This is a genomic window from Vogesella margarita (genome assembly GCF_028548475.1).
Taxonomy (GTDB): domain Bacteria; phylum Pseudomonadota; class Gammaproteobacteria; order Burkholderiales; family Chromobacteriaceae; genus Vogesella; species Vogesella margarita.
The window spans coordinates 41,536-67,903 of sequence record NZ_JAQQLE010000016.1 but is presented as its reverse complement, the minus strand read 5'-3'; the positions used below and the strand labels follow the sequence as shown (position 1 = coordinate 67,903).

25 protein-coding genes and 2 rRNA genes are annotated in these 26,368 nt (G+C 62.9%); 14 read left to right on the top strand and 13 right to left on the bottom strand.

Annotation, left to right across the window (positions count from 1 at the left end; genetic code table 11):
- The 4 genes from PQU96_RS15665 to mpl all read left to right on the top strand — a co-directional run.
- Positions 1-100, top strand: a 23S ribosomal RNA gene (locus tag PQU96_RS15665); the annotation flags it as partial.
- A gap of 116 nt (positions 101-216) precedes the next feature.
- Positions 217-329: ribosomal RNA gene (rrf, locus tag PQU96_RS15660) — 5S ribosomal RNA — on the top strand.
- A gap of 527 nt (positions 330-856) precedes the next feature.
- Positions 857-2,251: a sodium:proton antiporter gene (locus PQU96_RS15655; protein ID WP_272773336.1), complete on the top strand. Its 1,395-nt coding sequence runs from the start codon at positions 857-859 to the stop codon at positions 2,249-2,251.
- Between the two features lie 100 nt (positions 2,252-2,351).
- Complete coding sequence (gene mpl / locus PQU96_RS15650; RefSeq protein WP_272773335.1) at positions 2,352-3,731, top strand: UDP-N-acetylmuramate:L-alanyl-gamma-D-glutamyl-meso-diaminopimelate ligase; 1,380 nt, start codon at positions 2,352-2,354, stop codon at positions 3,729-3,731.
- Positions 3,732-3,777: 46 nt separating this feature from the next.
- Here the strand turns inward: mpl and PQU96_RS15645 are convergent, their stop codons facing one another.
- The 10 genes from PQU96_RS15645 to smpB all read right to left on the bottom strand — a co-directional run bounded on the left by PQU96_RS15645 (position 3,778) and on the right by smpB (position 12,103).
- The gene (locus PQU96_RS15645; protein ID WP_272773334.1) at positions 3,778-5,646 is read right to left on the bottom strand and encodes a sensor domain-containing diguanylate cyclase; all 1,869 of its coding nucleotides are present in this window, start codon (positions 5,644-5,646) and stop codon (positions 3,778-3,780) included.
- Positions 5,643-6,155 (bottom strand): PilZ domain-containing protein, encoded by a 513-nt coding sequence (locus PQU96_RS15640; RefSeq protein ID WP_272773333.1) that lies wholly within the window; start codon positions 6,153-6,155, stop codon positions 5,643-5,645. The genes PQU96_RS15645 and PQU96_RS15640 overlap by 4 nt, the downstream gene beginning before the upstream one ends.
- Before the next feature lie 17 nt (positions 6,156-6,172).
- Entirely contained in the window at positions 6,173-7,021 is an 849-nt protein-coding gene (serB, locus tag PQU96_RS15635; protein WP_272773332.1) for a phosphoserine phosphatase SerB, read from the bottom strand.
- A 46-nt stretch (positions 7,022-7,067) separates the two neighbouring features.
- Positions 7,068-7,523: a DoxX family protein gene (locus PQU96_RS15630; protein ID WP_272773331.1), complete on the bottom strand. Its 456-nt coding sequence runs from the start codon at positions 7,521-7,523 to the stop codon at positions 7,068-7,070.
- Positions 7,524-7,534: 11 nt separating this feature from the next.
- Positions 7,535-8,272 carry an HvfC/BufC family peptide modification chaperone gene (locus tag PQU96_RS15625; protein ID WP_272773330.1) on the bottom strand — a complete coding sequence of 246 codons (738 nt, stop codon included), beginning with the start codon at positions 8,270-8,272 and terminating at the stop codon, positions 7,535-7,537.
- Positions 8,265-9,119: an MNIO family bufferin maturase gene (gene bufB, locus PQU96_RS15620; protein ID WP_272773329.1), complete on the bottom strand. Its 855-nt coding sequence runs from the start codon at positions 9,117-9,119 to the stop codon at positions 8,265-8,267. Before bufB ends, PQU96_RS15625 begins: the two co-directional genes overlap by 8 nt.
- 51 nt (positions 9,120-9,170) lie before the next feature.
- Positions 9,171-9,422: a BufA1 family periplasmic bufferin-type metallophore gene (locus PQU96_RS15615; protein WP_272773328.1), complete on the bottom strand. Its 252-nt coding sequence runs from the start codon at positions 9,420-9,422 to the stop codon at positions 9,171-9,173.
- A gap of 236 nt (positions 9,423-9,658) precedes the next feature.
- Entirely contained in the window at positions 9,659-11,236 is a 1,578-nt protein-coding gene (gene guaA / locus PQU96_RS15610) for a glutamine-hydrolyzing GMP synthase (protein ID WP_272773327.1), read from the bottom strand.
- 90 nt (positions 11,237-11,326) lie between these two features.
- Positions 11,327-11,653: a hypothetical protein gene (locus PQU96_RS15605; RefSeq protein WP_272773326.1), complete on the bottom strand. Its 327-nt coding sequence runs from the start codon at positions 11,651-11,653 to the stop codon at positions 11,327-11,329.
- A 3-nt stretch (positions 11,654-11,656) separates the two neighbouring features.
- The gene (gene smpB / locus PQU96_RS15600; RefSeq protein WP_047965770.1) at positions 11,657-12,103 is read right to left on the bottom strand and encodes an SsrA-binding protein SmpB; all 447 of its coding nucleotides are present in this window, start codon (positions 12,101-12,103) and stop codon (positions 11,657-11,659) included.
- Between the two features lie 150 nt (positions 12,104-12,253).
- On the opposite strand from smpB, the gene PQU96_RS15595 reads away from it, so the two are divergent.
- Both PQU96_RS15595 and PQU96_RS15590 read left to right on the top strand, forming a co-directional pair.
- Positions 12,254-12,691: a type II toxin-antitoxin system RatA family toxin gene (locus PQU96_RS15595; protein WP_120810914.1), complete on the top strand. Its 438-nt coding sequence runs from the start codon at positions 12,254-12,256 to the stop codon at positions 12,689-12,691.
- Positions 12,684-12,974 (top strand): RnfH family protein, encoded by a 291-nt coding sequence (locus PQU96_RS15590; protein WP_272773325.1) that lies wholly within the window; start codon positions 12,684-12,686, stop codon positions 12,972-12,974. Before PQU96_RS15595 ends, PQU96_RS15590 begins: the two co-directional genes overlap by 8 nt.
- A 259-nt stretch (positions 12,975-13,233) precedes the next feature.
- On the opposite strand, the gene aceA is transcribed toward PQU96_RS15590, so the two are convergent.
- Positions 13,234-14,532: an isocitrate lyase gene (gene aceA, locus PQU96_RS15585; RefSeq protein WP_272773324.1), complete on the bottom strand. Its 1,299-nt coding sequence runs from the start codon at positions 14,530-14,532 to the stop codon at positions 13,234-13,236.
- A 419-nt stretch (positions 14,533-14,951) separates the two neighbouring features.
- On the opposite strand from aceA, the gene grpE reads away from it, so the two are divergent.
- The 4 genes from grpE to PQU96_RS15565 all read left to right on the top strand — a co-directional run bounded on the left by grpE (position 14,952) and on the right by PQU96_RS15565 (position 20,530).
- Positions 14,952-15,482, top strand: a complete 531-nt coding sequence (gene grpE, locus PQU96_RS15580) for a nucleotide exchange factor GrpE (protein ID WP_272773323.1) — start codon at positions 14,952-14,954, stop codon at positions 15,480-15,482.
- A 132-nt stretch (positions 15,483-15,614) separates the two neighbouring features.
- On the top strand, positions 15,615-17,531 hold the full coding sequence (gene dnaK, locus PQU96_RS15575) for a molecular chaperone DnaK (protein ID WP_272773322.1): 1,917 nt from the start codon (positions 15,615-15,617) through the stop codon (positions 17,529-17,531).
- Between the two features lie 106 nt (positions 17,532-17,637).
- Complete coding sequence (dnaJ, locus tag PQU96_RS15570) at positions 17,638-18,759, top strand: molecular chaperone DnaJ (RefSeq protein WP_272773321.1); 1,122 nt, start codon at positions 17,638-17,640, stop codon at positions 18,757-18,759.
- Between the two features lie 280 nt (positions 18,760-19,039).
- Positions 19,040-20,530 (top strand): alanine/glycine:cation symporter family protein, encoded by a 1,491-nt coding sequence (locus PQU96_RS15565; protein ID WP_272773320.1) that lies wholly within the window; start codon positions 19,040-19,042, stop codon positions 20,528-20,530.
- A gap of 555 nt (positions 20,531-21,085) precedes the next feature.
- Here the strand turns inward: PQU96_RS15565 and PQU96_RS15560 are convergent.
- Positions 21,086-22,477 (bottom strand): amino acid permease, encoded by a 1,392-nt coding sequence (locus PQU96_RS15560; RefSeq protein WP_272773319.1) that lies wholly within the window; start codon positions 22,475-22,477, stop codon positions 21,086-21,088.
- Between the two features lie 393 nt (positions 22,478-22,870).
- On the opposite strand from PQU96_RS15560, the gene PQU96_RS15555 reads away from it, so the two are divergent.
- The 3 genes from PQU96_RS15555 (at position 22,871) to PQU96_RS15545 (ending at position 24,659) form a co-directional block, all read left to right on the top strand.
- Positions 22,871-23,056: a hypothetical protein gene (locus PQU96_RS15555; RefSeq protein ID WP_272773318.1), complete on the top strand. Its 186-nt coding sequence runs from the start codon at positions 22,871-22,873 to the stop codon at positions 23,054-23,056.
- Between the two features lie 125 nt (positions 23,057-23,181).
- Complete coding sequence (gene hemB, locus PQU96_RS15550; protein WP_272773317.1) at positions 23,182-24,180, top strand: porphobilinogen synthase; 999 nt, start codon at positions 23,182-23,184, stop codon at positions 24,178-24,180.
- A 218-nt stretch (positions 24,181-24,398) separates the two neighbouring features.
- On the top strand, positions 24,399-24,659 hold the full coding sequence (locus tag PQU96_RS15545) for a hypothetical protein (protein WP_272773316.1): 261 nt from the start codon (positions 24,399-24,401) through the stop codon (positions 24,657-24,659).
- Positions 24,660-24,707: 48 nt separating this feature from the next.
- Here PQU96_RS15545 and PQU96_RS15540 read toward each other — a convergent pair whose 3' ends face one another.
- Positions 24,708-24,899 (bottom strand): hypothetical protein, encoded by a 192-nt coding sequence (locus PQU96_RS15540; RefSeq protein ID WP_272773315.1) that lies wholly within the window; start codon positions 24,897-24,899, stop codon positions 24,708-24,710.
- Between the two features lie 249 nt (positions 24,900-25,148).
- On the opposite strand from PQU96_RS15540, the gene PQU96_RS15535 reads away from it, so the two are divergent.
- Positions 25,149-26,348: a glycine C-acetyltransferase gene (locus PQU96_RS15535; RefSeq protein ID WP_272773314.1), complete on the top strand. Its 1,200-nt coding sequence runs from the start codon at positions 25,149-25,151 to the stop codon at positions 26,346-26,348.
- Positions 26,349-26,368: the final 20 nt, after the last annotated feature.

Genomic DNA, 26,368 nt, shown 5'->3' with positions numbered 1-26,368 from the left:
CCTGAAGAGTCGTTCGAGACCAGGACGTTGATAGGTCGGGTGTGGAAGCGCTGTGAGGCGTTAAGCTAACCGATACTAATTGCTCGTGAGGCTTGATCCTATCATTTGAGTGGCTTTGCTGAAGAGAGCAAAGCGAAAGCGACCGATACAAAAGATCTTCTACCAGGCTGAGTAAGAACACTCAGTTTAGGCTTCTTTGATTTGTGACAGTTTATGTCTGGTGGCCATAGCGAGGTGGTCCCACGCCTTCCCATTCCGAACAGGACCGTGAAACGCCTTAGCGCCGATGATAGTGCAGAACCCTGTGTGAAAGTAGGACACCGCCAGACGCCCCTTACGAAGCCCAGCTCAACCGAGCTGGGCTTTGTGCTTTGTGGTGCGCAAAGGCGCCAGGCCTTGCGGCCAACCTTGGCCGGTCATCCTCCCTTGGGCCTGTTGCGGCCAGCTCGGCTCTTCGCCCGCATTACTTCTCCAGCCCCCCCCCCGCCGGAACGATTGCCACTGACACCGTTGCGGCCAACCTTGCTTGATTTACCCAGTTCACCGCTGTCTTGCTGACGTCTCGGCCACCCCTGCGGGCTTGTCCATCACTTCTTCATGCCGTCTGCGGCCAACCTTTGATCTGTCTGCCGCACCGTCTTGCCAAGTGGTTCCGCAATCGCTCGGTCCGTACGATCCCGTTCAACTCCTATGTCATCAGTTGTGTTGAAACCGCGAGATTGCTTGAATCTTTTTGTGAAAAACCAGTCTATCGATACTAATTTGAATAACTAGAGTCAACACACACGGCCTGCTGTACGGTGTGGCGTGAGCTGCGCCGATGCCGTGATGGTGCTGCCGGCCGAGAGGAGAAAAAATGTCCCGTCTGATTGCCCTGATCATGCTGTGCGGTACGCCATTGCTGGCCCATGCGGCAGCGCTGGATGGTGCCAGCCTGAGCCTGTTGTGGGGCGTTCCCTTCGCCGGCATTCTGCTGTCGATTGCCCTGTTTCCTATCGTGGCGCCGGAGTTTTGGCACCACCACTTTGGCAAGATCACCGCCGGCTGGACCCTGCTGTTTCTGCTGCCCTTCACTCTGAGTTTTGGCGGTGCCACCGCGGCCGGGTTGGTGGTGCATGCGATGCTGGCCGAGTTCATTCCCTTCGTGGTCCTGCTGTTTGCGCTGTACACGGTGTCCGGTGGCATTCTGGTGGCGGGCAACCTGCACGGCTCACCTGCCTTGAACACCGGCCTGCTGGCGCTGGGCACGCTGCTGGCCTCGGTCATGGGGACCACCGGGGCGGCGATGCTGTTGATCCGGCCGCTGATCAAGGCCAACGACAACCGTCGCCACAATGTCCACGTAGTCGTCTTTTTCATCTTCCTTGTGGCGAACATCGGTGGCGGCCTGACGCCGCTGGGCGATCCGCCACTGTTCCTTGGCTTCCTGAAGGGTGTCGATTTCGGCTGGACGCTGCAAGCGATGGCACTGCCGGTGCTGTTGATGGCGGTAGCCTTGCTGCTGATCTTCTATACGATAGACAGCTATCTGTTCCGCAAGGAAGGCGTGCTGACGCGTGACCGGACGCCGGACTCGCCTGTTCGCATCAGCGGCTTGGTCAACCTGCCCTTGCTGGGGGCGGTGATTGCCGCGGTGCTGCTGTCCGGTATCTGGAAGCCGGGTGTCGTGTTCGACGTGCTGGGCACGCCGGTGGCGCTGCAGAACCTGGTGCGTGACCTGTTGTTGCTGGCGATTGCCGCGCTGTCGCTGTGGTTGACGCCGCAAGCCATACGCGCAGGTAACGAGTTCAACTGGGATCCGATGCTGGAGGTGGGCAAGCTGTTTGCCGGTATCTTCATTACTATCGGGCCGGTGCTGGCGGTGTTGCAAGCCGGCGAGCAGGGCGCGCTGGCGGCCCTGGTGCAGCTGGTGACCACCGCGCAAGGCACGCCGGACAATGTGATGTACTTCTGGCTGACCGGCCTGCTGTCCAGTTTTCTCGACAATGCGCCGACCTATCTGGTGTTCTTCAACCTGGCATCGGGCGATGCGGCAACGCTGATGGGGCCGCTGGCGCCGACGCTGCTGGCGATCTCGATGGGGGCGGTATTCATGGGCGCCTGCACCTATATCGGTAACGCCCCGAACTTCATGGTCAAGGCCATCGCCCAGCAGCGGGGTATCGCGATGCCCAGCTTCTTCGGCTACATGGCCTGGTCCTTCGGCATCCTGCTGCCGCTGTTCCTGCTGCTGACGCTGATCGTGCTGTAATTCACTGCCATGCGGTATCAAGGCTGCCCGTTGTGGCAGCCTTTTTTGTCTGAAATCCGGTATCCTTGCCGCTTTCCCGAATTTCTCGCGCTCTACCATCATGCACATCCACATTCTCGGCATCTGCGGCACCTTCATGGGCGGTATCGCCGCCATCGCCAAGGCCGCTGGCCACAAGGTCACCGGCTGCGACGCCAATGTCTACCCGCCGATGAGCACCCAGCTGGAAGCCATGGGCATCGAGCTCATGCAGGGCTTTGGCGCCGAGCAGGCGGATATCGGTGCCGACGTGTTCGTGATCGGCAACGTGGTGACGCGCGGCAAGCCGCTGATGGAAGAGATCATGAATCGCGGCCTGCCGTACATCTCCGGCCCGCAGTGGCTGGCCGAGAACGTGCTGCACGACAAATGGGTGCTGGCGGTAGCCGGTACCCACGGCAAGACCACCACCAGCTCGATGCTGGCGTGGATCCTGCAGGATGCCGGCCTGGAGCCAGGCTTCCTGATTGGCGGCATTCCGGAAAACTTCGGCATCTCCGCACGGCTGCCGGGCGCACCGCGCCAGGATGCGGCCAGCGTGAGCCCGTTCTTCGTGATCGAGGCCGACGAGTACGACACCGCCTTCTTCGACAAGCGCAGCAAGTTCGTGCACTACCACCCGCGCACCGCGGTACTGAACAACCTGGAGTTCGACCACGCCGACATCTTTGCCGATCTGGCTGCCATCGAAACCCAGTTCCACCACCTGGTGCGTACCGTGCCGGGTAATGGCTTGATCGTGAGCAATGGCCGCGAGGCCAGCCTGCAGCGCGTGCTGGAACGCGGCTGCTGGACGCCGGAGGAACAGTTCGGCTGCGATGCCGGCTGGCAGGCTGGCGCGGCGGATGCCGACGGCAGCTTCGACGTGCTGCTGCACGGCGAGCGGCTTGGCCGCGTGCAGTGGGAGGTGCCGGGCGAGCACAACCGCCTGAATGCGGTGGCCGCGATTGCCGCCGCGCGCCATGTCGGCATCACGCCGGCTGTGGCCATCGACGCGCTGTCGCGTTTCAAGAGCGTGAAGCGGCGCATGGAGGTAAAGGGCTGTGTGCGCGGCGTGACCGTGTACGACGATTTCGCCCATCACCCCACGGCCATCACCACCACCATTGCCGGCCTGCGCCACAAGGTTGGCCGCAAGCAGCGCATCCTGGCGGTGCTGGAGCCACGCTCCAACACCATGAAGCTCGGCACCATGAAGGCGGCGCTGCCCGAGTCGCTGGCCGACGGTGACGTGGTGTTCTGCTTTGGTGCGGCCAACCTTGGCTGGAGCGTGGCCGAGGCGATGGCGCCGCTGGGCGCCAAGGCGCAGTGTTTCGACGACATCGACGCGCTGGTGGCCGCCATCGTGGCCGAGGCGCGCGACGGTGACCAGGTGCTGGTGATGAGCAACGGCGGCTTTGGCGGCATTCACGGCAAGCTGCTGACGGCACTGGCAGGCTGAGCGCCTTGCGGATCGTAAAAAACGCCAGACTGGGTCTGGCGTTTTTTTATGGCGCGATGCTTTCCACGCAGTTGCGGCCGTTGGCCTTGGCGCGGTACAGCGCCTTGTCGGCCAGCTTCAGCAGCTCGGACAGATCGTGCGCGTGGCCGTTGCGGCTGGCGGCGACGCCGGCGGAGAAGGTCAGCTGCAGCTGCTGACCGTCGGTGTGGAAGCACTGTGCGGCGATGCCGTTGCGCAGCACGTCGACGATGGCGTGCGCCTCGCCCAGCGAGGTATCCGGCAGCAGCAGGGCAAACTCTTCGCCGCCCATGCGCCCGGCCATCGCGCTGTCCGGTAGCGCTACGCGTAGGTTGTCGGCGAAGTGTTGCAACGCGGCGTCGCCGGCGGCGTGGCCGTAGCGGTCGTTGATGTTCTTGAAGTGGTCGAGGTCGATCACCGCCACGGCGACGGTGTCGTTGGCCAGCCGGGCGCGCTCCAGCGCCTTGCCGGCGAAGGACAGGAAGTGGCGACGATTGGCCAGCCCGGTGAGGTCGTCCAGCGTGGCGCGCTGGTACAGCTCGTGCTGGGTCGCCTGCAGCTGCGCCAGCGCGCGTTCGGTGGCCTGCTTCTCGTCCTGCAGGCGCTGGGCGTGGGCGAAGCGCTCGGTGATGTCGATCAGGCTGACGGCGATGGCGTGACGCTCGCGAAATTGCAGGTAACGCATCGAGGTCATGCTCCAGCAGATCTTGTGGTTGTGATTGTTGAGCTGCGCCTCGCGGTCGGTGACGATCTGCTGCTCCTGCAGGGCCAGTAGCAGCTCGTCGCAGCGCTGCCGGGCATGGAACAGTACCGGCAGCGTCTGCCGCTGCAGCATCTGTCGCGACATGCCCAGCATGCGCGCGGCAGCATCGTTGCTGGTGAGGATGGACAGATCGCCAGCGTCGACGATCAGCACGCCGACCTGTACCGTTTCGATCAGCGTCTGCTGGTCGCGCTGCTCGTCGATCAGGGTGCGCATCTTGTCGCGCAGGCTGCTGTTGGTCAGCGCCAGCAATTGTTGCGCATGGTCGAACTGGCTGCTGCTGTGCTCGACGTGCTGCAGGATCTGGCTGATGCGCCACATCAGCAGCAGCAGCAGGCAGCTGAGCACCAGCGCTACACCGAGCAGGCTCAGCGCGAACAGGTTGAAACTGCGGATGATCTGGCTGCTGTGGTAGTTGGCCGCCAGCAGCAGCGGCACCTGGCCGAGGCGGGTGGTGGCGACCCGAGTCAGGTTCTGGCCGTTGAAATCCATGCTGCCATTGCTGGCCAGCACGCTGCCGTTGATGTCGAGTATGGCGTAGGCGGGGTGATCCACCAGTTGTTCTGGGTCCAGCAGCTCGCCGACACGCAGGAAGCCGGTGAGCGCGCTGTGACAGCGTTCCTGGTCGCATAGCGGCAGTACCACCTGCAGCAGTTCGCTGTTGCCGGGGCGCTTGTCGAGGACCGGTAGCGGCAGCAAGGTCAGCGCCGGGTGGACCGCCGGGCTGTTCAGCCATTGCCGCACCTGTTGTACCGCCGCCTCGCTCAGTGCCCGGGCTTGGCCGCGTCGCTGCTGTTGCTGCTTGTCGTCCACCAGCCACAGGCTGCCGCCCTGCAGCGGGAACAGCTGGGTGGCGTCGCGGGCCAGGCTGGGCTGGTCATCGGCGAACAACTGCAATTCCTTGTCCAGGTTGCGCAGCCGGTCATCCACCGCCGCACTGGACAGGCGCAGCCATTCCGCCTGTTGTGTCTGTTGCTGGGCGCTGAGCAGCGACTGGCGCTGGCGCAGGCCCTCGATCACGCCGCCCCACATCACCGCCAGTACCAGCAGTGCCAGCACCCACGACAGGCGCAGCAGGCGACGGGCGCGCTGCGCTTCCGGCGCGTGCTGTTCCGGCGGCAGGGCCGCTGTCATGCCTTGCCCTTGCCGATGTGCTGGCGATGCTGCTGGAACACCCAGCGTTCCCAGCGGCGGGTGTCGTTGTCGTGGCGCAGCGGCTGCAACCGTGCCAGGTGCCGGTAGCCGTCGGGGCTGGCCTCGCTGGCTTCGATGGTCACAAACAGGTACAGCGGGCAGCCGGACGGCGCGTGCGGATGCAGCTGCAGCAGGCCGCTGTCACCGGGTGCGGCGGTCTGTTCATCCTGCCACACCACCGCCTCCAGCCCGATGCGGCAGGGGCGCGCTGGCGGCAGTTGCGGATAGCGCGCCAGCAGGCCCAGCTCCAGCACGAAGTCGAGCTTGGCCTCCAGCCGTTGCAGCAGCGGGCTGCCGTCGCTGTCCTGGTCCTGCGGCGCAGCGAGCACCGCCAGCGCGAGGCCGGTTTCCAGCTGTGCGGCGTGGCGGGTGGCCGCGTCCGGCGCCGGGTGGAAGCGCAGCGGGAAGCAGCTGTCAAAGTAGACGGTGTCCAGTTCGGGCAGGGGCATACAAGGTTGGCCGCAGGCTATAGGAACAGGTGGCGGATGCCATCCAGTCCAACGTGGTTGAGGGTGTAGCGGGCCTGGGCGCGCACTACCGGCTTGGCGTGGGTGGCGACGCCGACGCCGGCTTCGGCCAGCATCAGCAGGTCGTTGGCGCCGTCGCCCATGGCGATCACCTGCTCGGTGCGCAGGCCCAGCGCCTCGCGCTGCGCGATCAGCAGCTGGCGCTTGGCGGCGCCGTCGACGATGTCGCCGACGACTCGGCCGGTGAGCTTGCCGTCGACGATTTCCAGCTGGTTGGCGTGGGTATAGTCGAGGCCCAGTTCCGCCTTCAGCCGTTCGGTGAAGTAGGTGAAGCCGCCGGAAACCAGCATGAATTTCACGCCGTGTTCGCGACAGGCGGCCAGCAGCTCGCGGGCGCCGGCCATCAGCTGCAGGCGTTCATCGTAGACGCTGGCCAGCGCAGCTTCCGGCAGCCCGGCCAGCAGCGCGACGCGTGCCTTCAGCGATTCGCTGAAGTCCAGCTCGCCGCGCATCGAGCGCTCGGTGATGGCCGCCACCTGCGGTTTCAGTCCCTGCATGTCGGCGATCTCGTCGATGCACTCGATGGTGATCAGCGTCGAATCCATGTCCGAAACCAGCAGCCCGAAATCGGCAAAGCGGCATGCGCTGTCGACGTAGTTGGCATCCACGCTCAGGCGCTCGGCGCGTGCCAGCACCAGCTCGCGGCGGGCGGGGTCGACGCCGTCCAGACGCACCACGTTGGCCGCAACGCTGCGGCTGTCGCGGGCGCCGGACAGGGCGGCCAGTTCGGTGATGCGGGCTTGGTCCAGGGTGGGGGCTTGTAATACCAGGGTCTGTGGCGTGCTCATGCGTGGGCGGGGATAGAAAGTGAACGGTGCCGACGATTATGCCATGTCACAGCCGGTACTGGCGCCTGATCAGCGCGTCCAGCGACAGCCGGCCGGGGCCGCAGGCCAGCAGCGTGAACAGCATCAGTCCCCACTGGTAGTGGAAGTCGAGCGCGGTGCCCGCCAGCGCCGGATAGCTGATCACCGCTACCGCGTTGAGCACGGACAGGCCGAGCGCGGCGAAGCGGCCGGCCAGCCCCAGCGCCAGTAGCACCGGCAGCACCAGTTCACCGCCGGTGCCCAGCCATGCGGCCAACGTTGGCGGCAGCAGCGGCACCGCGTATTCCTCGTGGAACAGGAACAGCGTGGTGTCCCAATCCTCGATCTTGGTCAGCCCGGACCTGAAGAACACCCACGCCAGCCACAGGCGCAGTGCCAGCAGGGCAAGGTCTTGCAGTGGCGGCGCCAGTGGCGAGATTACGCGGCTGGACTGGCGCAGCAGGCAGGCGATGGGCGAGTTCATGGCGGGTTTCCTTACGGTTGCGCAAACCAGCCGTGCTGCAGGCCGGTCAGCAGGGTTTCCTGCAAGGCGAAATCCGGCGCCACCGAAAGCGCGGCGGTGGTGGCTTCGTCCAGCGTGTCACCCTGTTGCAGCCGGAGCAGGAATGCGGCCGGCGCGTCGTCCACGGCGCGCAGCTGCATCCGGCCGTGCTCGCGCCACAGCAGCAGGTTTTCTGCCCGTGCTAGCGTGAACGGCTGTTGCGTGGCGCCCGGCTGATGGTAGGCGTGAATCGCCGACAGCGCCCACGGCGAGCGCAGCAGGCTCAGCGAGGCATCCAGCGGCAGACGTAGCGCACCCCATTGTGCGGGCGGCAGCGCGGCGAGGCTGGCGACCTCCAGGCGGGCACTGTCGGGGGCGTAATAACCGCGATGCAGCGCCCATTCCATGCGCGCTACGTCCGGCAGGTAGGGCCACTCGGACGCGGGGGCAAAGCCGGCGATGAAGTCGGTAAAGCCGGCGCCGTAGCGGTGCAGGTTGCCGCTGTGCGACGGCGTGGCGCGCACGAATTCGCGGCTCAGCGCGCCGAAGAACTCCGCGCTCAGCAGCTGCTGCACGATGGGGTAGGCGAGGGCGAGCATCTCCATCAGCCCGACGCGGTAGTTGTTGCGGTACACCGCCAGCGCGTTGGCCGGCAGCGTGGGGTGATCCTGCCACTGCGGCGCGGTGATGGCGTCCAGCAGCTCGTGCTGCCAGCGTTGTGCGTCATTCATGGCGCGCTCCCGGGGCGACGGTGTCGAGGAGGCGCTGTGCGGTGGCCGCCTCCGCCAGCAGCGTGTCCAGCGGCGGAATGTCGTTGTCCCACTCGATCAGGGTGGGGCGAGCGCCGAAGCGGGCGATCACCGCGCGGTACAGCTGCCACACCGCCGGATAGACCGGCCGGCTGTGGGTGTCGACCAGCAGGCTGCTGCCGTCGTCGAAGCGGCGCTCGCTGTAGCCGGCAAGGTGGATCTCGCCGATGGCGGCAGCCGGCAGTGCGTCGAGGAAGGCGTCGACATCCAGCCCGAGATTGACGTGGTTGACGTACAGGTTGTTGACGTCAAGCAGGATGCCGCAGCCGGTGCGCTGGACCAGCTCGGCGAGAAACTCGCCCTCGTTCAGCTCGTTACCCGGGTAGGCGAGGTAGCTGGACAGGTTTTCCAGCAGCAGCGGGCGGCCGATAGCGTCCTGCACTTCGGCCACGTTGGCCGCAACCTGCGCCAGCATCGCGCGGGTGTAGGGGATGGGCAGCAGGTCGTTGGCGAAGCGGTAGTCGGCGTCGTGGTTGAACGACAGGTGTTCGGACACCGCGGTCGCCGGCACCTGCGCCAGCAGCCGCTGCAGCGACGCCAGGTGCTGCGGATCTGGGCGCGCGGCGGAACCCAGCCCCAGCCCGACGCCGTGCAGCGACAGCGGGTAGTGTGCGGCCAGGCTTTGCAGCATCGCCAGCGGCTGGCCGCCGTCAAAGAAGTTCTCGCTGTGCAGCTCGATCCAGCCCAGCTCGGGCAGGGTGTCCAGCACCTGGCGGTAGTGCGGTTGGCGCAGGCCGATACCGGCGCAGGCGGGAAGCGGGATGGTCATGATCGGCTTTCGCAAAAAACGGCGGGGCAGCACCCCGCCCGATGCGCGGGCTTACTTGCTGCCCGGCTGCAGCATGCCGCCCATCTGGGTGCAGCTGCCGGTGGCGACGTATTTCCACTCGCCGGCGTCCTTGTCGATCTTGGCCTGGCCGGCACAGCTGTGGCCGTTGCCGGCACAGTCGTTTTTGCCGGCGGCGGCGACGCCGTAGCATTTTTCCTTGCTGGCGGCGACGGCCGGTGCGGCTGCGCTCATGGCGATAACGGCGGTCAGAGCAGAGGCAAGCAGGGTGCTGGATGCGGACATGGTGTTTCTCCTGGATGGTCGGGGTAGTTGTTGATGAAAGGCGCGATATCGCGCACTTGCCGCCTTTAGTCGCCTGCGGCTGCAGTTCATTACAGCATGCCCGAAAAAGTTTTGGCGTGGTGGCCGTGTATAGCCCCGGGGCGGTGTCCCTGCCGTCAGGCGCAAAAAACCCCGCGCCGGGGCGCGGGGTGGCTGGGTGTGGCCTTGCCCGCCGTCAGCCGGCGGGCAGCGTCAGATCACTCCCACTCGATGGTTGCCGGCGGTTTGCCGGACACGTCGTAGACCACGCGGTTAAGGCCGCGGACTTCGTTGATGATGCGGTTGGACACCTTGCCCAGCAGGCTGTACGGCAGTTCGGCCCAGTGTGCGGTCATGAAGTCGCTGGTCACCACCGCGCGCAGGGCGCACACGTAGTCGTAGGTACGGCCGTCGCCCATCACGCCCACCGACTTCACTGGCAGGAATACGGCGAAGGCCTGGCTGGTCAGTTCGTACCAGTTTTTGCCGGTTTTCTCGTCAATGGTGTTGCGCAGCTCTTCGATGAAGATGGCGTCGGCGCGGCGCAGCAGGTCGGCGTATTCCATTTTCACTTCGCCGAGGATGCGCACGCCCAGGCCCGGGCCCGGGAACGGGTGGCGGTAGACCATGTCGTGCGGCAGGCCAAGCGCCACGCCCAGCTGGCGCACTTCGTCCTTGAACAGGTCGCGCAGCGGCTCCAGCAGCTTCAGGTTCATGTCGTCCGGCAGGCCGCCGACGTTGTGGTGGCTCTTGATCGCGTGCGCCTTGCCGGTCTTGGCGCCGGCGGACTCGATCACGTCCGGATAGATGGTGCCCTGTGCCAGCCACTTGGCGTTGACCAGTTTGCCGGACTCGCGCTGGAACACTTCGACGAACTCGGCGCCGATGATCTTGCGCTTCTTCTCCGGATCGGATTCGCCGGCCAGCTTGCCCATGAACTGTTCGGTGGCGTCGACCTGGATCACCTTCACGCCCAGGTTCTGCGCGAACATTTCCATCACCATCTTGCCTTCGTTCAGGCGCAGCAGGCCGTGGTCGACGAAGACGCAGGTCAGCTGCTCGCCGATGGCGCGGTGGATCAGCGCAGCAGCAACAGACGAGTCCACGCCGCCGGACAGGCCGAGGATGACTTCCTCGTCACCGACTTGGTCGCGGATCTTCTGGACCGCTTCCTCGATGTAGTTCGGCATGGTCCAGCTTGGCTTGGCGCCGGCCACGTGCAGCACGAAGCGGTGCAGCATCTCGGTGCCGCGCTTGGTGTGGGTCACTTCCGGGTGGAACTGCACGGCGTAGAAGCCGCGTGCCTCGTCGGCCATCGCGGCGATCGGGCAGGACGGGGTCTCGGCGATGACGTTGAAGCCGGCTGGCAGTTCGGTCACCTTGTCGCCGTGGCTCATCCACACGTCCAGGAAGCCGTTGCCGGCGTCGTCCACGCGGTCCTGCAGGCCTTCCAGGATCTTGGAGTGGTGGCGTGCCTGGATCTCGGCGTAGCCGAATTCGCGGGTGTCGCCGGCTTCCACTTTGCCGCCCAGGGTCTGTGCCATGAACTGCATGCCGTAGCAGATGCCCAGCACCGGCAGGCCGAGCGAGAAGATGGCAGGATCAGCCTGGTAGTCGGATTCGTATACCGAGTTCGGGCCGCCGGACAGGATGATGGCTTTCGGGGCGAAGGCCTTGATGTCGGCCAGCGGCATGTCGAACGGGTGCAGCTCACAGTAGACGTGCGCTTCGCGTACGCGGCGGGCGATCAGCTGGGAAACTTGGGAGCCGAAATCGAGGATGAGGATTTTGTCCATGACTGTCCTTGAATGTAAAAGACTGGTCGGGTCACCAGTCGGATTTGAATGCGTGTACTCGGTACCGGGCCTGCATCGGGCAGGCGGGTGTTATTTCTTCAGACGCCGCTCGGGGATGCGGTCGCTGCGCGCGATCAGCATCAGGATGCCGAGCAGGATCATGCCCAGCGCCAGGCTATGGCTCAGGCGCAGCTTGTTGGCGTCGAACAGGTAGATGGCCGCACCGGTATAGATCAGCATCGGGTTGGTCACAATGCTGGACTTGGTGATGCCGTCGATCAGCAGCAGACCGGCGCCTGCGCTGGCCAGCAGGATGGCCAGCAGCGTGGTGGTGTCCGGCAGCAGCGCGGTGCTTTTCAGCAGCCACAGGGCGCCGAGAATGATGAGGATGAAGGCCTGGGTGGCACTGGGTTTCATGGCTCAGCCCTTGTCGCGCATCAGGCGCTGTTTCTCGCGCGCCCATTCGCGTTCTTTTTCCGACTGGCGCTTGTCGTGCTGCTTCTTGCCCTTGGCGAGGCCGATGTCGACCTTGATATTGCCTTTGCTGTAGTGCAGGTTCAGCGCCACGATGGTGTAGCCGGCGCGCTCGACCTTGCCGATCAGGCGGCTGATCTGCTCCTGCTTCAGCAGCAGCTTGCGGTCGCGGATCGGATCGGGCTTGATGTGGGTCGATGCGGATTGCAGTGCGGTAATATGGCAGCCGACGAGGTAGAATGCGCCATTGCGGTAAATGACGTAGCTTTCTTTCAGCTGCACGCGACCGGCGCGGATGGCCTTGACTTCCCAGCCTTCCAGGACCAGACCGGCCTCGATGTTTTCTTCGATGAAGTAATCGTGAAACGCTTTGCGGTTGTCGATGATGCTCATGGCGGCGGTGGCGGAAAGACGAAGCAGTAAACCGGGTATTCTACCAGAACAAAGCGTATCGCCAAAGTATCGAAAATTCATGGGCTTGCTGCGGCCAACCTTGGCTTGCCGTCGTGCCCGCCTTTTACGGACCTCCACACAGTTTTCATCATGCAAGTTGTCGAGAAAAATGTCCTGGTCGCCCACACCCCGGAGCAGATGTTCCGCCTGGTGGACGACGTGGCGCACTACCCGCGCTTTTTACCGTGGTGCAGCAAGGGGGAGGAGCACTCCCGCGACGGCGACCAGCTGGTCGCCAGCCTGCACATCGACTACCTTAAGGTGCGACAGCACTTCACCACCCGCAATCATAACGAGCCGTACAGCAGCATCCTGATGGAGCTGGTGGACGGGCCGTTCAAGCACCTGCAGGGGCGCTGGCACTTCCACCCTTTGGGCGATGTCGGCTGCAAGGTGGAGTTCCGCCTCAGCTACGAGTTCTCCAGCAAGATCCTGGAAAAACTGATCGGGCCGGTGTTCGGCCACATCTCCGGCACGCTGGTCGATGCCTTCATCAAGGAAGCCGACAAGGTGTACGGCGATGACTGACAGGCTGCAGCTGGAGGTCGCCTATGCGCGGCCGGAGCGGCAGCTGATCGTCAAGCTGTCGCTGCCGGCCGGCACCACCGCGCGTGAGGCGGTGCTGCAGTCCGGCATCGCCAGCGAATTTGCGGACATCGATCTTGCGCAGCTGCAGTTGGGCGTGTTCGGCAAGGCGGTACCGGCGGAGCACGTGCTGCGCGATCGTGACCGCGTGGAGATCTACCGCCCGTTGCAGGCCGACCCGAAGGAGGTGCGCCGCCGCCGGGCCGAGGCCGGCAAGGCGGAGTAGCGGGGCGTACGGCCGCCGCGGCTTGCGGCCAACCTTGAACACGCCAGCGGCTTGCCGCTGGCGTTGTCGTTGCTGGGCTGCATTGTGTGGGCGCATCCCGTGGCTGGTTGGCATGGGTTGGTGTTGGCGACATAAAAGCAAACCGCCTGCAACGAAGGTTGCAGGCGGTCTGGTTGCCCCGCGCACGGTCACTGCGGACAGTGCCGGGCGGGGCTGTTTGACGCAGACGGCAGGGTCGAGGTGCCGTGGGGTCGAACGCTTAGTGGAACTGTTCTTCTTCGGTGGAGCCGGTCAGCGCGGTCACCGAGGACTTGCCGCCCTGGATCACGGTGGTCACGTCATCGAAGTAGCCGGTGCCGACTTCCTGCTGGTGCGATACGAAGGTGTAGCCGCGGTCGCGGGCCGCGAATTCCGGCTCCTGCACCTTCTCCACGTAGGCGGACATGCCGCGTGCCACGTAGTCTTGTGCCAGATCGAACATGTTGTACCACATGGAGTGGATGCCGGCCAAAGTGATGAACTGGTACTTGTAGCCCATGGCGCCCAGCTCGCGCTGGAACTTGGCGATGGTGGCATCGTCCAGGTTCTTCTTCCAGTTGAAGGAAGGCGAGCAGTTGTAGGCGAGCAGTTTGCCAGGATGCTTGGCGTGCACGGCTTCGGCGAAGCGGCGGGCAAACTCCAGATCCGGGGTGCCGGTCTCGCACCATACCAGGTCGGCGTAGTCGGCGTAGGCCACGGCGCGGCTGATGGCTTGCTCCAGACCTTTCTTGGTCTTGTAGAAGCCCTCGGCGGTGCGCTCGCCGGTCAGGAACGGCTTGTCGTTCTCGTCGTAGTCGCTGGTCAACAGGTCGGCGGCTTCAGCGTCGGTGCGGGCGATCACCAGGGTTGGCACGCCGTAGACGTCGGCAGCCATACGGGCGGCGATCAGTTTCTGTACCGCTTCCTGGGTCGGAACCAGTACCTTGCCGCCCATGTGGCCGCATTTTTTCACGGAGGCCAGCTGGTCTTCGAAGTGCACGCCACCGGCGCCGGCGCGGATCATCGCCTTCATCAGTTCGTAGGCGTTCAGCACACCGCCGAAACCGGCTTCGGCGTCGGCCACGATAGGCGCGTAGTAGTCAACGAAACCGGCGTCGCCTTTTTCCAGACCCTTGGAGTGCTGGATTTCGTCGGCACGGGTGAAGGCGTTGTTGATGCGCTCAACCACCTTCGGCACCGAGTCCACCGGATACAGCGACTGGTCCGGGTACATGGCGGAGTATTCGTTGTTGTCGGCGGCAACCTGCCAGCCGGACAGGTAGATCGCCTTGATGCCGGCTTTCACCTGTTGCATCGCCTGACCGCCGGTCAGCGCGCCCAGACAGTTGATGTACGGCTCGTTGTTCACCAGATTCCACAGCTTCTCGGCACCGTTGCGGGCCAGGGTGTGCTCTACCTGTACGGAGCCGCGCAGGCGCTCAACGTCAGCAGCGGTGTAGCCACGTTTGATGCCTTTCCAACGCGGGTTGGTATCCCAGTCATGCTGGATGGCGGCGATGCGTTGTTCGCGAGTAGTCATGGTAAACCCTTCACTTGATAGTTTCGTTTTGCCGGATAAACCGGCGCTCCCAGTTTCTTTTGCTGCAGGCCGGTGGTTCCGGTCTTGGTGCGTTGCTACTCCGCCTGTTTCTGGTGGCGGGTCTGACTGCCGGAAACCGCCTCGGATCCAGGGCTGGCGGGCCTTGCAGTCGCGCTGTTGTGGAATCATTTAAGCATAAAAAAATCGCGTTGTGTGCACTGCAGCACAAAAAAATCCTTTGTTTTCAAAAGCTAACAAAGGTGCACAAAAGTGAATCTCGGGTGGGTACCGATTCTGGTCGTTAACGAAAATAAAAGTAAGGAAATGACCATTCACTTATTGTGGGGAAGATCTTGAAAACGGATGGCTTGGCCTAACTTACCAGTGGTCTTTGTGAATTCAGCCAAACGGAAGCGATCATGCAGGAAAATCAAAATCCCCAAGCGGAAGAAGTGCTTGAACAGGTTGCCAACCCGGCCGAAGGCGCCGTTGTCAGTGATGCGGAGCGTATCGCCCAGCTGGAAGTTGAACTTGCAGAAATGAAAGAGCAGTTTTTGCGCGCCAAGGCCGAAACTGAAAACCAGCGCCGCCGTGGCGTGGAAGAAGTGGCCAAGGCACAAAAGTTTGCCATCGAAAAATTCGCCTCCGAACTCATCGCGGTCAAGGACAGCCTGGAAATGGCGCTTCTGGACCAGTCCGGCCAGTTCGAAAACCTCAAATTCGGCGTCGACCTGACGCTGAAGCAGCTGCTGGCCGCTTTCGAGAAGAGCCAGATCAGCGAAATCAATCCGCTGGGCGAGAAGCTGGACCCGCATCGCCACCAGGCGATCAGCACCGAAGAATCCGACGCCGAGCCGAATTCGGTGGTGCGCGTGATGCAAAAAGGCTATCTGATTGCCGATCGCGTGCTGCGCCCGGCGATGGTGGTGGTCGCCAAGGCCAAGAGCTGAGATTGCGGCGACTAACCCTCTTGAAAACGCGGAAATAGCCAATATCTGGCAAGACAACCACCCGGCGCACCACAGGCTGCGACGGGCAAGCAAACAGATTAAATCGAGATCAAATCGAAAGGATTCAGCACTATGGGCAAAATTATCGGTATTGACCTGGGCACCACCAACTCCTGCGTGGCCGTTGTCGAGAACGGCAACCCGCTGGTCATCGAGAACGCCGAAGGCACGCGTACCACTCCGTCCATCATCGCTTACATGGAAGACGGCGAAATCCTGGTGGGCGCCCCGGCAAAACGCCAGGCGGTGACCAACCCGAAAAACACCCTGTACGCGGTGAAGCGCCTGATCGGCCGTCGTTTCGAAGACAAGGAAGTGCAGAAAGACATCGACCTGATGCCTTTCCAGATCAAGAAAGCCGGTAACGGCGATGCGTGGGTTCAGGTGCGCGACAAGGAAATGGCACCGCCGCAAATCTCCGCCGAAGTGCTGCGCAAGATGAAGAAAGCCGCCGAAGACTATCTGGGCGAAGAAGTGACCGAAGCGGTGATCACCGTGCCTGCCTACTTCAACGACAGCCAGCGTCAGGCCACCAAGGACGCCGGCCGCATCGCCGGTTTGGACGTGAAGCGCATCATCAACGAACCGACCGCTGCCGCGCTGGCCTTTGGCCTGGCCAAGCAGGAAGGCGACCGCAAGATTGCCGTGTATGACCTCGGCGGCGGTACCTTCGACGTGTCCATCATCGAAATCGCCGACGTGGACGGCGAGCACCAATTCGAAGTGCTGTCCACCAACGGTGACACCTTCCTGGGCGGTGAGGACTTCGACCAGCGTCTGATCGACTACATCGTGACCGAGTTCAAGAAAGACCAGGGCGTTGATCTGAAGAACGACGTGATGGCCCTGCAGCGTCTGAAGGAAGCCGCGGAAAAGGCCAAGATCGAGCTGTCGTCCGCGACCCAGACCGAAGTGAACCTGCCGTACATCACCATGGACGCCACCGGTCCGAAGCACCTGGCGATGAAGATCACCCGCGCCAAGTTCGAAAGCCTGGTCGACGATCTGGTTCAGCGCTCCATCGAGCCTTGCAAGGTGGCACTGAAAGACGCCGGCGTATCGCTGGCCGACATCACCGACGTGATCCTGGTGGGCGGTCAGACCCGTATGCCGAAAGTACAGGAAGCTGTGAAGGCCTTCTTCGGCAAGGAGCCACGCCGTGACGTGAACCCGGACGAAGCCGTGGCCGTGGGCGCCGCGATCCAGGGTTCGGTCCTGTCCGGCGATCGCAAGGACGTGCTGCTGCTGGACGTGACCCCGCTGTCGCTGGGTATCGAAACCATGGGCGGCATCATGACCAAGCTGATCCAGAAGAACACCACCATCCCGACCAAGGCGTCGCAGGTGTTCTCGACCGCCGAAGACAACCAGACCGCGGTAACCATCCACGTGCTGCAGGGCGAGCGCGAGAAGGCTTCCGCCAACAAGTCGCTGGGCCAGTTCAACCTGGGTGATATCCCTGCCGCCGCCCGTGGCGTGCCGCAGATCGAGGTGGAATTCAACATCGACGCCAACGGCATCCTGCACGTGTCGGCCAAGGACAAGGCCACCGGCAAGCAGGCCAACATCACCATCCAGGCGTCGTCCGGTCTGTCCGAAGACGAAATCCAGCAAATGGTGCGCGACGCCGAGCTGAACGCGGAAGAAGACAAGAAGCTGCACGAGCTGGTGCAGGCCCGCAACCAGGGTGAAGGCCTGATCCACAGCGTGAAAAAATCGCTGACCGAGCACGGCGACAAGATCTCCGCCGAAGAGAAGACCGCGATCGAAGCCGCGCTGAAAGAGGCGGAAGAAGTGGTCAAGGGCGACGACAAGGAAGCCATCGACGCCAAGATCGAAGTGCTGATGAAGGCATCGCACAAACTGGCCGAGCAGATGTACGCGGAGCAGGGTGCGGAAGGTGCCGCCAACACCGAAGCGGACGCAGGCAAGCAGGACGACGGCAACGTGGTCGACGCCGAGTTCGAAGAAGTGAAGAAAGACAAGTAATCGGCTGACGGAAGACAAGGCACAGGGCTCGCGCGCGGGCGCTGTGCTTTTTCATTGGTAAAACTTGCGGCCAACCTTTTGCGGTTGGGCGCACTGGTGAGACAGCATGGCTAAAAAGGACTTTTACGAGGTACTGGGCGTCAATCGCGATGCGTCGGACGACGACATCAAGAAGGCCTATCGCAAGCTGGCGATGAAGTACCACCCGGACCGTAATCCGGACAGCAAGGACGCCGAAGAAAAGTTCAAGGAGGTCAAGGCCGCGTATGAAATCCTGTCGGACGGCCAGAAACGTGCCGCCTACGACCAGTACGGCCACGCCGGGGTAGACCCGCAGGCTGGCATGGGCGGCGGCGGTGCCGGCTTCGGCGGCTTCGATTTCGGCGACATCTTCAGCGACATCTTCGGCGGCCAGCGTGGCGGCGGCGGTGGTCGTTCCAATGTGTATCGCGGTTCCGACCTGCGCTACAACATGGAGATCACGCTGGAAGAAGCGGCGCGCGGCTGCGAGAAGCAGATCCGTATCCCGTCGCACGAAAACTGCGACGTGTGCCACGGCTCCGGTGCCAAGCCGGGTACCCAGCCCAAGACCTGCACCACCTGCGGCGGTCACGGCCAGGTGCGCATGAGCCAGGGCTTCTTCTCCATCCAGCAGAGCTGCCCGACCTGCCACGGCAGCGGCAAGCAGATCACCGATCCGTGCCACAAGTGCCACGGTGCGGGCCAGGTGAAGACGCACAAGACGCTGAACGTGAAGATCCCGGCCGGCGTGGACGAGGGTGACCGCATCCGCCTGTCCGGCGAGGGCGAACCGGGGCAGAACGGCGGCCCGGCCGGCGACCTGTTCGTGGTCACTCACATCAAGAAGCACAGCGTGTTCGAGCGCGACGGCATGGATCTGCATTGTGAAATGCCGATCAGCTTCGCCACCGCGGCGCTGGGCGGCGAGGTGGAAATCCCGACCCTGGACGGCATGGTCAAGGTCAAGATCGCGGCGGAAACGCAGAGCGGCAAGGTCTACCGCGTGCGCGGCAAGGGCGTGAAATCGGTGCGCGGCCATGATGTCGGCGATCTGATGTGCCACGTCATCGTCGAAACGCCGGTCAATCTCACCGAGCGGCAGAAGGAATTGCTGCGCGAATTCGAGGCCATCAGCCAGGGCGATGTTGCGACGCACAACCCGCGTGCCAACTCGTTCATGGACAAACTGAAAGACTTTTTTGGCTGATTAGCATCGCTTTCAGTTGTTTCAAAGACACGCCGTCAAGCAAGTTTGACGGCGTGTTTTGTTTTCTGGCGCAAGGATGTGCCGTTATTTTGCGGATTGTCTGACAAATAATGGCTAATGTATCCAGGCTACTATTCACGCGGAACTTGTTTCAGTAATGTTCAGCTCTCGCGAAACAGGCACATGACCTGTGCGATAGCACGCTACGGCCTACTAGGCTGTGGCGGCCACAACACCGTCGGAGCGGGTACAGACCCTCCCTTGAAACTGAGGAGTAAACATGCAGGCAGCAGTTGATTTTCTGAATGGCTGGATCTGGAGCAAGGGATTGATCTTCCTTTGCCTGGGCGTTGGTTTGTTCTTTTCCATCCGCAGCCGTTTTGCGCAAGTACGCCATTTCGGCGAAATGATCCGTTTGATGTTTGACGGCAAGTCCAGCGACAGCGGCGTGTCGTCGTTCCAGGCGCTGGCCATGACCCTGGCTGGTCGTGTCGGTACCGGTAACATCGCCGGTGTGGCGACCGCGATCACCTTCGGCGGCCCGGGTGCCCTGTTCTGGATGTGGATGGTTGCCTTCCTGGGCGCCAGCTCGGCCTTCGTCGAGTCCACCCTCGGCCAGATCTACAAGGAAAAGATCAACGGCGAGTTCCGTGGCGGTCCGGCCTTCTACATCGAGAAGGGCCTGGGCATGAAGCCGTTCGCGATCGTGTTTGCCATTGCGACCGTGTTTGCCTGCGGCGTGCTGCTGCCGGGCACCCAGTCCAACTCCATCGGTGCCGGCCTGCAGAACGCGCTGGGCATCGACCCGAACGTGACGGCAGCCATCCTCGCGCTGATGCTGGGCTTCATCATCTTCGGTGGCGTGAAGCGTATCGCTTCCTTTGCCGAAATCGTGGTGCCGTTCATGGCACTGGCTTACATCATCGTGGCTTGCGTGATCGTGGCACTGAACATCCATCAGCTGCCTGGCGTACTGACGCTGATCTTCAAGAGCGCTTTCGGTCTTGATGCCGCCTTCGGTGCCATCTTGGGTCTGGCGATCCAGTGGGGCGTGAAGCGTGGCGTGTACTCCAACGAAGCTGGTCAGGGTACCGGCCCGCACGCATCGTCCGCCGCTGCGGTATCGCATCCTGCCAAGCAGGGTCTGGTACAGGCGTTCTCGGTCTACATCGACACCCTGTTCGTGTGCTCCGCTACCGCCTTCATGCTGCTGATTACCGGCCAGTACAACGTACAAGGTCCGGATGGTAATGCGCTGCATACCGGTATCGCCGGTGTAGCTGCTGGTCCTGGCTACGTGCAGACCGCGATGGAAAACATCATGCCTGGCTTCGGTTCCATCTTCGTGGCCGTGGCACTGTTCTTCTTCGCCTTCACCACCATCATCGCCTACTACTACATCGCTGAAACCAACATTGCCTACCTGAGCCGCAAGGTGAACCGTCCTTGGCTGACGCTGGTGCTGAAGATCGGCATCATGGCAACCGTGGTATACGGCACCGTGAAGACCGCCGATCTGGCATGGGGTCTGGGTGATATCGGTGTCGGCATGATGGCCTGGATGAACATCGCCGCCATCCTGCTGCTGCAGAAGCCGGCCTTCATCGCACTGCGCGACTACGAAGCACAGCTGGCCAAAGGCCTGGATCCGGTGTTCCACCCGGAAAAACTGGGCATCAAGGGCGCCGACTACTGGACCGGCCATCAGTCGGAAGACAATCTGGAAGAAGAGCGCAAGCACGGCGGTCAACCGGTCTACGACCGAGTTTGATAGACTTGCTGTCATCCGCATCATCATTGACGCCGGGGAAACCCGGCGTTTTTTCATTGCTGCGCCGCCACGCGGCGATGGCCCGGCAGCGTGCTGCCGGGCCGTGTTCTTTGGTGTGGCTACGTCGTGATGATTGCAGCGCCGCTACTGTTGCCGGGCGCAATCGGCAGTGCCATACGGGATGGTGGCCGCAGGCATCGGTATCGGTGGCGTCAAGCGTGCGGCGCATCCTGTGCCCGCGATTGTCTGCACACGCACAGGGAAAGCCATCCGGTAGCCGGCGCGTCTCGCAAGCTGCTTGCGGCCAACCTTGCTGCACGCTGGGCATCATCGCGGACGAAGTAGGGGGAAACGACGGATAGCGGTGACCCGGTAGGCACATGGAGCCGGGCTCCCCGTCAGACCGAACCCGTGCCGGTCTCTGCGTATTCGGCAGGTGCTGCCAGCGCGATGGGGCTGCCTGCGGCAAGGCAGGGATAGCCGCGAGCTTGCGGGTATGTGCGATAAAAAACGGCGACCTGGAGGGTCGCCGTTTCTGATTGCCGACAGTTCAGATCATGACTGATATGCCGGTTCTGCAGCATCGTCTGCCTGACGGTGGTAGCCCAGCAGGTAGTACAGGGCGACCAGCAGTACCAGCCAGCCCGGCCCGATGATCAGCGCGATGCGTGTCTCCGGGAAGTAGGCCATCAGGCCGATGACCAGCAGCAGGAAGGCCAGCGCGATGTAGGAGCCGTAAGGGAAGAACGGCATGCGGTGTTCCAGCTTGGCGACTTGTCCCGGTGTGAGCATGCGACGGAATTTCAGCTGCGATACCAGGATCACGGCCCAGGTCCAGACCGCGCCAAAGGTGGAAATGGCGGTCAGCCAGGTGAAGACTTCCTTGGGGGCGATGTAGTTCAGCAGCACGCCACCCAGCAACATCGCGACGGAAATCAGCACCGCCATGTTGGGCACGCCGTTCTTGCCGACCTTGCCGAACATCGGCAATGCCTGGCCTTGCTGGGCCAGGTTGTACAGCATGCGGCCAGTACTGAAAATGCCGCTGTTGCAGGAGGACAGCGCGGCAGTCAGCACCACGAAGTTGATGATGCCCGCGGCAGCCGGGATGCCCATTTTTTCAAAGGTCATGACGAAAGGACTGCCGGCGGTGCCGATCTGGTCCCACGGGTAAATCGACATCACGACAAATAGTGCACCGACATAAAAAATCAGAATACGCCAGAAAACGGAATCAACAGCCCTTGCCAGGGTTTTTTTCGGGTTTTTCGCTTCGCCTGCGGTCAGGCCGATCATCTCCACACCCAGATAGGCAAACATCACCATCTGCATCGACATCAGGATGCCCTTGACGCCATGCGGCATGAAGCCGCCGTGCGACCACAGGTTGGAAATGCCGGTGGCAATGCCGCCGTTGCCGATGCCGAAGGCGATCATGCCGACGCTGGACACGATCATCAGCACGATGGTGACGATCTTGATCAGTGCAAACCAGAATTCGAACTCGCCATAAGCCTTCACGGCAATGAAGTTGAGCGAACCCATCATCAGCAGTGCCGAGAGTGCCCAGATCCAGTGCGGCACATCGGGGAACCAGACGCCCATGTAGACGCCGACGGCGGTGATTTCCGCCATGCAGGTGACGATCCACAGGAACCAGTAATTCCAGCCGGTGAGATAACCGGCCAGCGGGCCGATGTAGTTCTGGGCGTAGCGGCTGAACGAGCCTGCTACCGGGTTGTGGATGGCCATTTCGCCCAGGGCGCGCATGATGAGAAAGATGGCCACGCCGCCCAGCGCATAGGAAATCATGATGGCGGGGCCGGCCATCTTGATCGCGCTGGCCGAGCCGAGGAACAGGCCGACGCCGATGGCGGCACCGAGGGCCATCAGGTTGATGTGGCGCTCCTCGAGTCCGCGCTGCAAGTTGTCTTGCTGAGGTTGCATAAAGTAGGGTCTCTCCAGGTTGTGCAAGGCGCAACATCCGGGCCGATCGGGCCTCGGCGTTGCATGCGGCAGGGGCCGGCTGCTTGTCGGTGCCAGTTCTCCCTGCCAGACGCTTCCGGACATTCCCCTGCTTGGGTGGCAGTGGCAATGCCCGAAAGCCGGGATAGTATAAAAATTATCGTTCCCGGTTTTTCACTGAATATTTTGTCTGAATTGACAAAATGCACTTAAATTTCGGTTTTTTCAGGAGCCAGCCGGTGTTTTTTCCGGAACGGGAACGAGGGATGGCTGGGGCGCTGCGCTGCGGGCGGGGGCGGTATTTGGTATCCTGTGGCCTTATCCGCATCAACATCGACGCTGGGTCTGCCCGGCGTTTTGCACTGGATTCCCACCATGGATTTACTGCACAGCACCTGGTTCTGGATCGTGATCATCGGCGCGCCGCTGGGCACCATCATCACCACGCTGGCGCGGCTGTCGCAAAAACAGCCGCCGATCGAGCTGCCGCCGGGTGTGGCGCCGGGCACCTACGCCCGCCGCGAACAGGCCGAACAGGATGAGGACGCGGCGTCGCGCTGACGCCGCGCGGCGTTGCGGCCAACCTTGCGCTGCCGCAAATGCCGCTGAACTTCTGCTGTGCCGGTTGTCCCAGTCTTGCTATCGTTAGCGCCTTCCTTCTGAACCGTTTGCCGCGAAAGACCCTCATGTTTGCCAATCGCTACTTCCCCGCGACCCGTCTGCGTCGCATGCGCCGTGACGACTTCTCCCGCCGCCTGATGCGTGAAAACGTGCTGACCACCAACGACCTGATCTATCCGGTATTCGTGCTGGAAGGCGAGGGGCGCGAGCAGGCGGTGACGTCGATGCCGGGCGTGGTGCGCCAGAGCCTGGACAAGCTGCTGTTTACCGCCGAAGACGCGCTGCAGCTGGGCATCCCGATGCTGTCCATCTTCCCGGTGATTGAAACCGGCAAGGACAACTCCGGCAAGGAAGCCTACAACCCGGACGGGCTGGTGCCGACCGTGGTGCGCGAGCTGAAGGCGCGCTTCCCCGAGCTTGGCATCATGACCGACCTCGCACTCGACCCGTACACCATCCACGGCCAGGACGGCCTGCTCGACGACAGCGGCTACGTGCTGAACGATGAAACCACCGAAGTGCTGGTGCAGCAGGCGCTGTGTCACGCCGAGGCCGGCGCCGACGTGCTCGGCCCGTCCGACATGATGGACGGCCGCATCGGCGCCATCCGCAGCGCGCTGGAAGAAGACGGCTACATCCACACCAAAATCCTGGCCTACAGCGCCAAGTACGCGTCGGCCTTCTACGGCCCGTTCCGCGATGCGGTCGGCTCTGCGGCCAACCTTGGCAAGGCCGACAAGTACACCTACCAGATGGACCCGGCCAACCTCGACGAGGCGATCCAGGAGGTGGCGATGGATCTGGAAGAGGGCGCCGACATGGTGATGATCAAGCCGGGCATGCCCTATCTGGACGTGATCCGTCGCATCAAGGACACCTTCAAGGTGCCGACCTACGCCTACCAGGTGTCCGGCGAATACGCGATGCTGAAGGCGGCGTTCCAGAACGGCTGGCTGGACGAAGAGAAGTGCATGATGGAAAGCCTGCTCGCCTTTAAGCGCGCCGGCGCCGACGGCATCCTCACCTACTTCGCGCTGGACGCGGCACGGCTGCTGCGTCGCTGATACGCGCAGCTGTCACGGCAAAATGCGGCCAACGTTGGCCGCATTTTTTATGGCGCCGGCTGCTGCGCGCGGCGGCAGGTAACGTGATGTAACGCTAAGGGGTGACCACGGCAACATCTGGTTACAGAGTCGCTACATACGGCACCAGGGTGGCCATCTACCATGCAGTTATCAGGTGCAGCATGGTGTTGCACCCGCTCCACTCAAGGTGATGAATCATGAAAAAACTGACGCTACTGACGATGGCTGCCCTGATTGGCCTGAGCTCGGCGGCCACCTTTGCGGCGAACGCCAAACCGGAAGCCAACGCCGCTGTCATCCACAAGGTTGCCTACCAGCCAGAGCACAAGCCTGACATGGCCAAGCCGATGATGCACAAGCATAAAAAAGCGGTGCACCGGAAAGCGCATCACAAGCACGCCATGCACAAGAAAATGATGCACAAGAAAATGGCGCCGCAGCCAGAACACAAGCAGTAAGCCGCGGGCGGCCGGGCCGGCCAAGAGGGGGAGCCCGCCAGATAAAGTTCAAGCGCCATTGCGGCCAGCCTTGCCAGGCTGGCCGTCGTGGTTTGTGGGCGCGGGGGCGCGGGCGGTGAAGGTTACGCAGTCGCGGCCGGTGCTGTCGCGCACGTCCTGCAGCGGCTGGCGCTTGCTCTTGAAGTCCATCGCGCGGCAGCCGTAGGGAAAGCGGGCGTCGTGGGTAATGTAGTAGTGCACACAGTGGCGGCAATGCGCTGGCACAGGCGGCTGGCGGTTCACGGTGACGGCGGGGAAGGGAAAAAGGAGGCATATTGTCGCACAGCCGGGGTGTTGCCGGCCGAGCGGGGGTAACACTCACCCTCTGAAAATCGTGCGCAACTGTCCCTGATAAAGTCGTCGGCGCGGGTCTAGAATGGTGACAGAACATTGCTTGCCGGCACCGCTTGGCGTACCGGCCTCCACGCTGAACCACAGGGACACGCCCGCATGAACCACACCTATCTCGCTCATCTGCAAGCCACGCTGGCGCAAATCCGCGCCGACGGTTTCGAGAAACCGGAACGCGTGATCGCCACGCCGCAACGTGCCGACATCACCCTGTCCGGCGGTCGCGAGGTGCTGAACTTCTGCGCCAACAACTACCTGGGCCTCGCCGACGACGCGCGCCTGATCGCGGCGGCGAAGCAGGGTCTGGACGATTACGGCTACGGCTGCGCCTCGGTGCGTTTCATCTGCGGCACGCAGCAGGTGCACAAGGATCTGGAAGCGGCGATCTCCTGCTTCCTCGGCACCGACGACACCATCCTCTATTCCAGCTGCTTCGACGCCAACGGCGGCGTGTTCGAGACCCTGCTCACCGAAGACGACGCGGTGATCTCCGACGAGCTGAACCACGCCTCCATCATCGACGGCGTGCGCCTGTGCAAGGCCAAGCGTTTCCGCTACAAAAACAACGACATGGCCGATCTGGAAACCCAGCTCAAGGCCGCCGACGCTGCCGGTGCGCGTTTCAAGCTGATCGTCACCGACGGCGTGTTCTCGATGGACGGCATCATCGCCGACCTGAAAACCCTGTGCGACGTGGCCGAACGCTACGGCGCCATCGTGATGGTGGACGATTCGCACGCCGTCGGCTTCATGGGCGAGACCGGCGCCGGCACGCCGGAGCTGTGCGGCGTCAGCGACCGCGTCGACATCTACACCGGCACGCTGGGCAAGGCGCTGGGTGGCGCGTCCGGCGGTTATGTTTCCGGCCGCAAGCCCATCATCGACCTGCTGCGCCAGCGTTCGCGCCCCTACCTGTTCTCCAACACCCTGGCACCGGCCATCGCCGCCGCCAGCCTGAAAGTGCTGCAGATCCTGGCCACCGAAGAGGGCGCCGAGCTGCGCGCCAACCTGAAGCGCAATGCCGACTACTTCCGCAAGGCGATGAGCGAGGCCGGTTTCAGCCTGGTGCCGGGTCAGCACCCGATCATTCCGGTGATGCTGGGTGATGCCAAGCTGGCCGGCGAGATGGCGGCCGCGCTGCTGGCCGAAGGCGTGTTCGTCACCGGCTTCTCCTACCCGGTGGTGCCGAAAGGCAAGGCGCGCATCCGCACCCAGATGTCGGCCGGCCACACGCTGGAGCAGGTGCAGCACACCGTCGCCGCCTTCATCAAGGTTGGCCGCGAACTGGGCGTGATCTGATTTTTGCCGTCGCCACGGCG

What these genes read in the sequence shown, in the direction of transcription:
- PQU96_RS15655 (WP_272773336.1), top strand. Translation starts at nt 857, where the DNA reads ATGTCCCGTCTGATTGCCCTGATCATGCTGTGCGGTACGCCATTGCTG.
- mpl (WP_272773335.1), top strand. Translation starts at nt 2,352, where the DNA reads ATGCACATCCACATTCTCGGCATCTGCGGCACCTTCATGGGCGGTATC.
- PQU96_RS15645 (WP_272773334.1), bottom strand. Translation starts at nt 5,646, where the DNA reads ATGACAGCGGCCCTGCCGCCGGAACAGCACGCGCCGGAAGCGCAGCGC.
- PQU96_RS15640 (WP_272773333.1), bottom strand. Translation starts at nt 6,155, where the DNA reads ATGCCCCTGCCCGAACTGGACACCGTCTACTTTGACAGCTGCTTCCCG.
- serB (WP_272773332.1), bottom strand. Translation starts at nt 7,021, where the DNA reads ATGAGCACGCCACAGACCCTGGTATTACAAGCCCCCACCCTGGACCAA.
- PQU96_RS15630 (WP_272773331.1), bottom strand. Translation starts at nt 7,523, where the DNA reads ATGAACTCGCCCATCGCCTGCCTGCTGCGCCAGTCCAGCCGCGTAATC.
- PQU96_RS15625 (WP_272773330.1), bottom strand. Translation starts at nt 8,272, where the DNA reads ATGAATGACGCACAACGCTGGCAGCACGAGCTGCTGGACGCCATCACC.
- bufB (WP_272773329.1), bottom strand. Translation starts at nt 9,119, where the DNA reads ATGACCATCCCGCTTCCCGCCTGCGCCGGTATCGGCCTGCGCCAACCG.
- PQU96_RS15615 (WP_272773328.1), bottom strand. Translation starts at nt 9,422, where the DNA reads ATGTCCGCATCCAGCACCCTGCTTGCCTCTGCTCTGACCGCCGTTATC.
- guaA (WP_272773327.1), bottom strand. Translation starts at nt 11,236, where the DNA reads ATGGACAAAATCCTCATCCTCGATTTCGGCTCCCAAGTTTCCCAGCTG.
- PQU96_RS15605 (WP_272773326.1), bottom strand. Translation starts at nt 11,653, where the DNA reads ATGAAACCCAGTGCCACCCAGGCCTTCATCCTCATCATTCTCGGCGCC.
- smpB (WP_047965770.1), bottom strand. Translation starts at nt 12,103, where the DNA reads ATGAGCATCATCGACAACCGCAAAGCGTTTCACGATTACTTCATCGAA.
- PQU96_RS15595 (WP_120810914.1), top strand. Translation starts at nt 12,254, where the DNA reads ATGCAAGTTGTCGAGAAAAATGTCCTGGTCGCCCACACCCCGGAGCAG.
- PQU96_RS15590 (WP_272773325.1), top strand. Translation starts at nt 12,684, where the DNA reads ATGACTGACAGGCTGCAGCTGGAGGTCGCCTATGCGCGGCCGGAGCGG.
- aceA (WP_272773324.1), bottom strand. Translation starts at nt 14,532, where the DNA reads ATGACTACTCGCGAACAACGCATCGCCGCCATCCAGCATGACTGGGAT.
- grpE (WP_272773323.1), top strand. Translation starts at nt 14,952, where the DNA reads ATGCAGGAAAATCAAAATCCCCAAGCGGAAGAAGTGCTTGAACAGGTT.
- dnaK (WP_272773322.1), top strand. Translation starts at nt 15,615, where the DNA reads ATGGGCAAAATTATCGGTATTGACCTGGGCACCACCAACTCCTGCGTG.
- dnaJ (WP_272773321.1), top strand. Translation starts at nt 17,638, where the DNA reads ATGGCTAAAAAGGACTTTTACGAGGTACTGGGCGTCAATCGCGATGCG.
- PQU96_RS15565 (WP_272773320.1), top strand. Translation starts at nt 19,040, where the DNA reads ATGCAGGCAGCAGTTGATTTTCTGAATGGCTGGATCTGGAGCAAGGGA.
- PQU96_RS15560 (WP_272773319.1), bottom strand. Translation starts at nt 22,477, where the DNA reads ATGCAACCTCAGCAAGACAACTTGCAGCGCGGACTCGAGGAGCGCCAC.
- PQU96_RS15555 (WP_272773318.1), top strand. Translation starts at nt 22,871, where the DNA reads ATGGATTTACTGCACAGCACCTGGTTCTGGATCGTGATCATCGGCGCG.
- hemB (WP_272773317.1), top strand. Translation starts at nt 23,182, where the DNA reads ATGTTTGCCAATCGCTACTTCCCCGCGACCCGTCTGCGTCGCATGCGC.
- PQU96_RS15545 (WP_272773316.1), top strand. Translation starts at nt 24,399, where the DNA reads ATGAAAAAACTGACGCTACTGACGATGGCTGCCCTGATTGGCCTGAGC.
- PQU96_RS15535 (WP_272773314.1), top strand. Translation starts at nt 25,149, where the DNA reads ATGAACCACACCTATCTCGCTCATCTGCAAGCCACGCTGGCGCAAATC.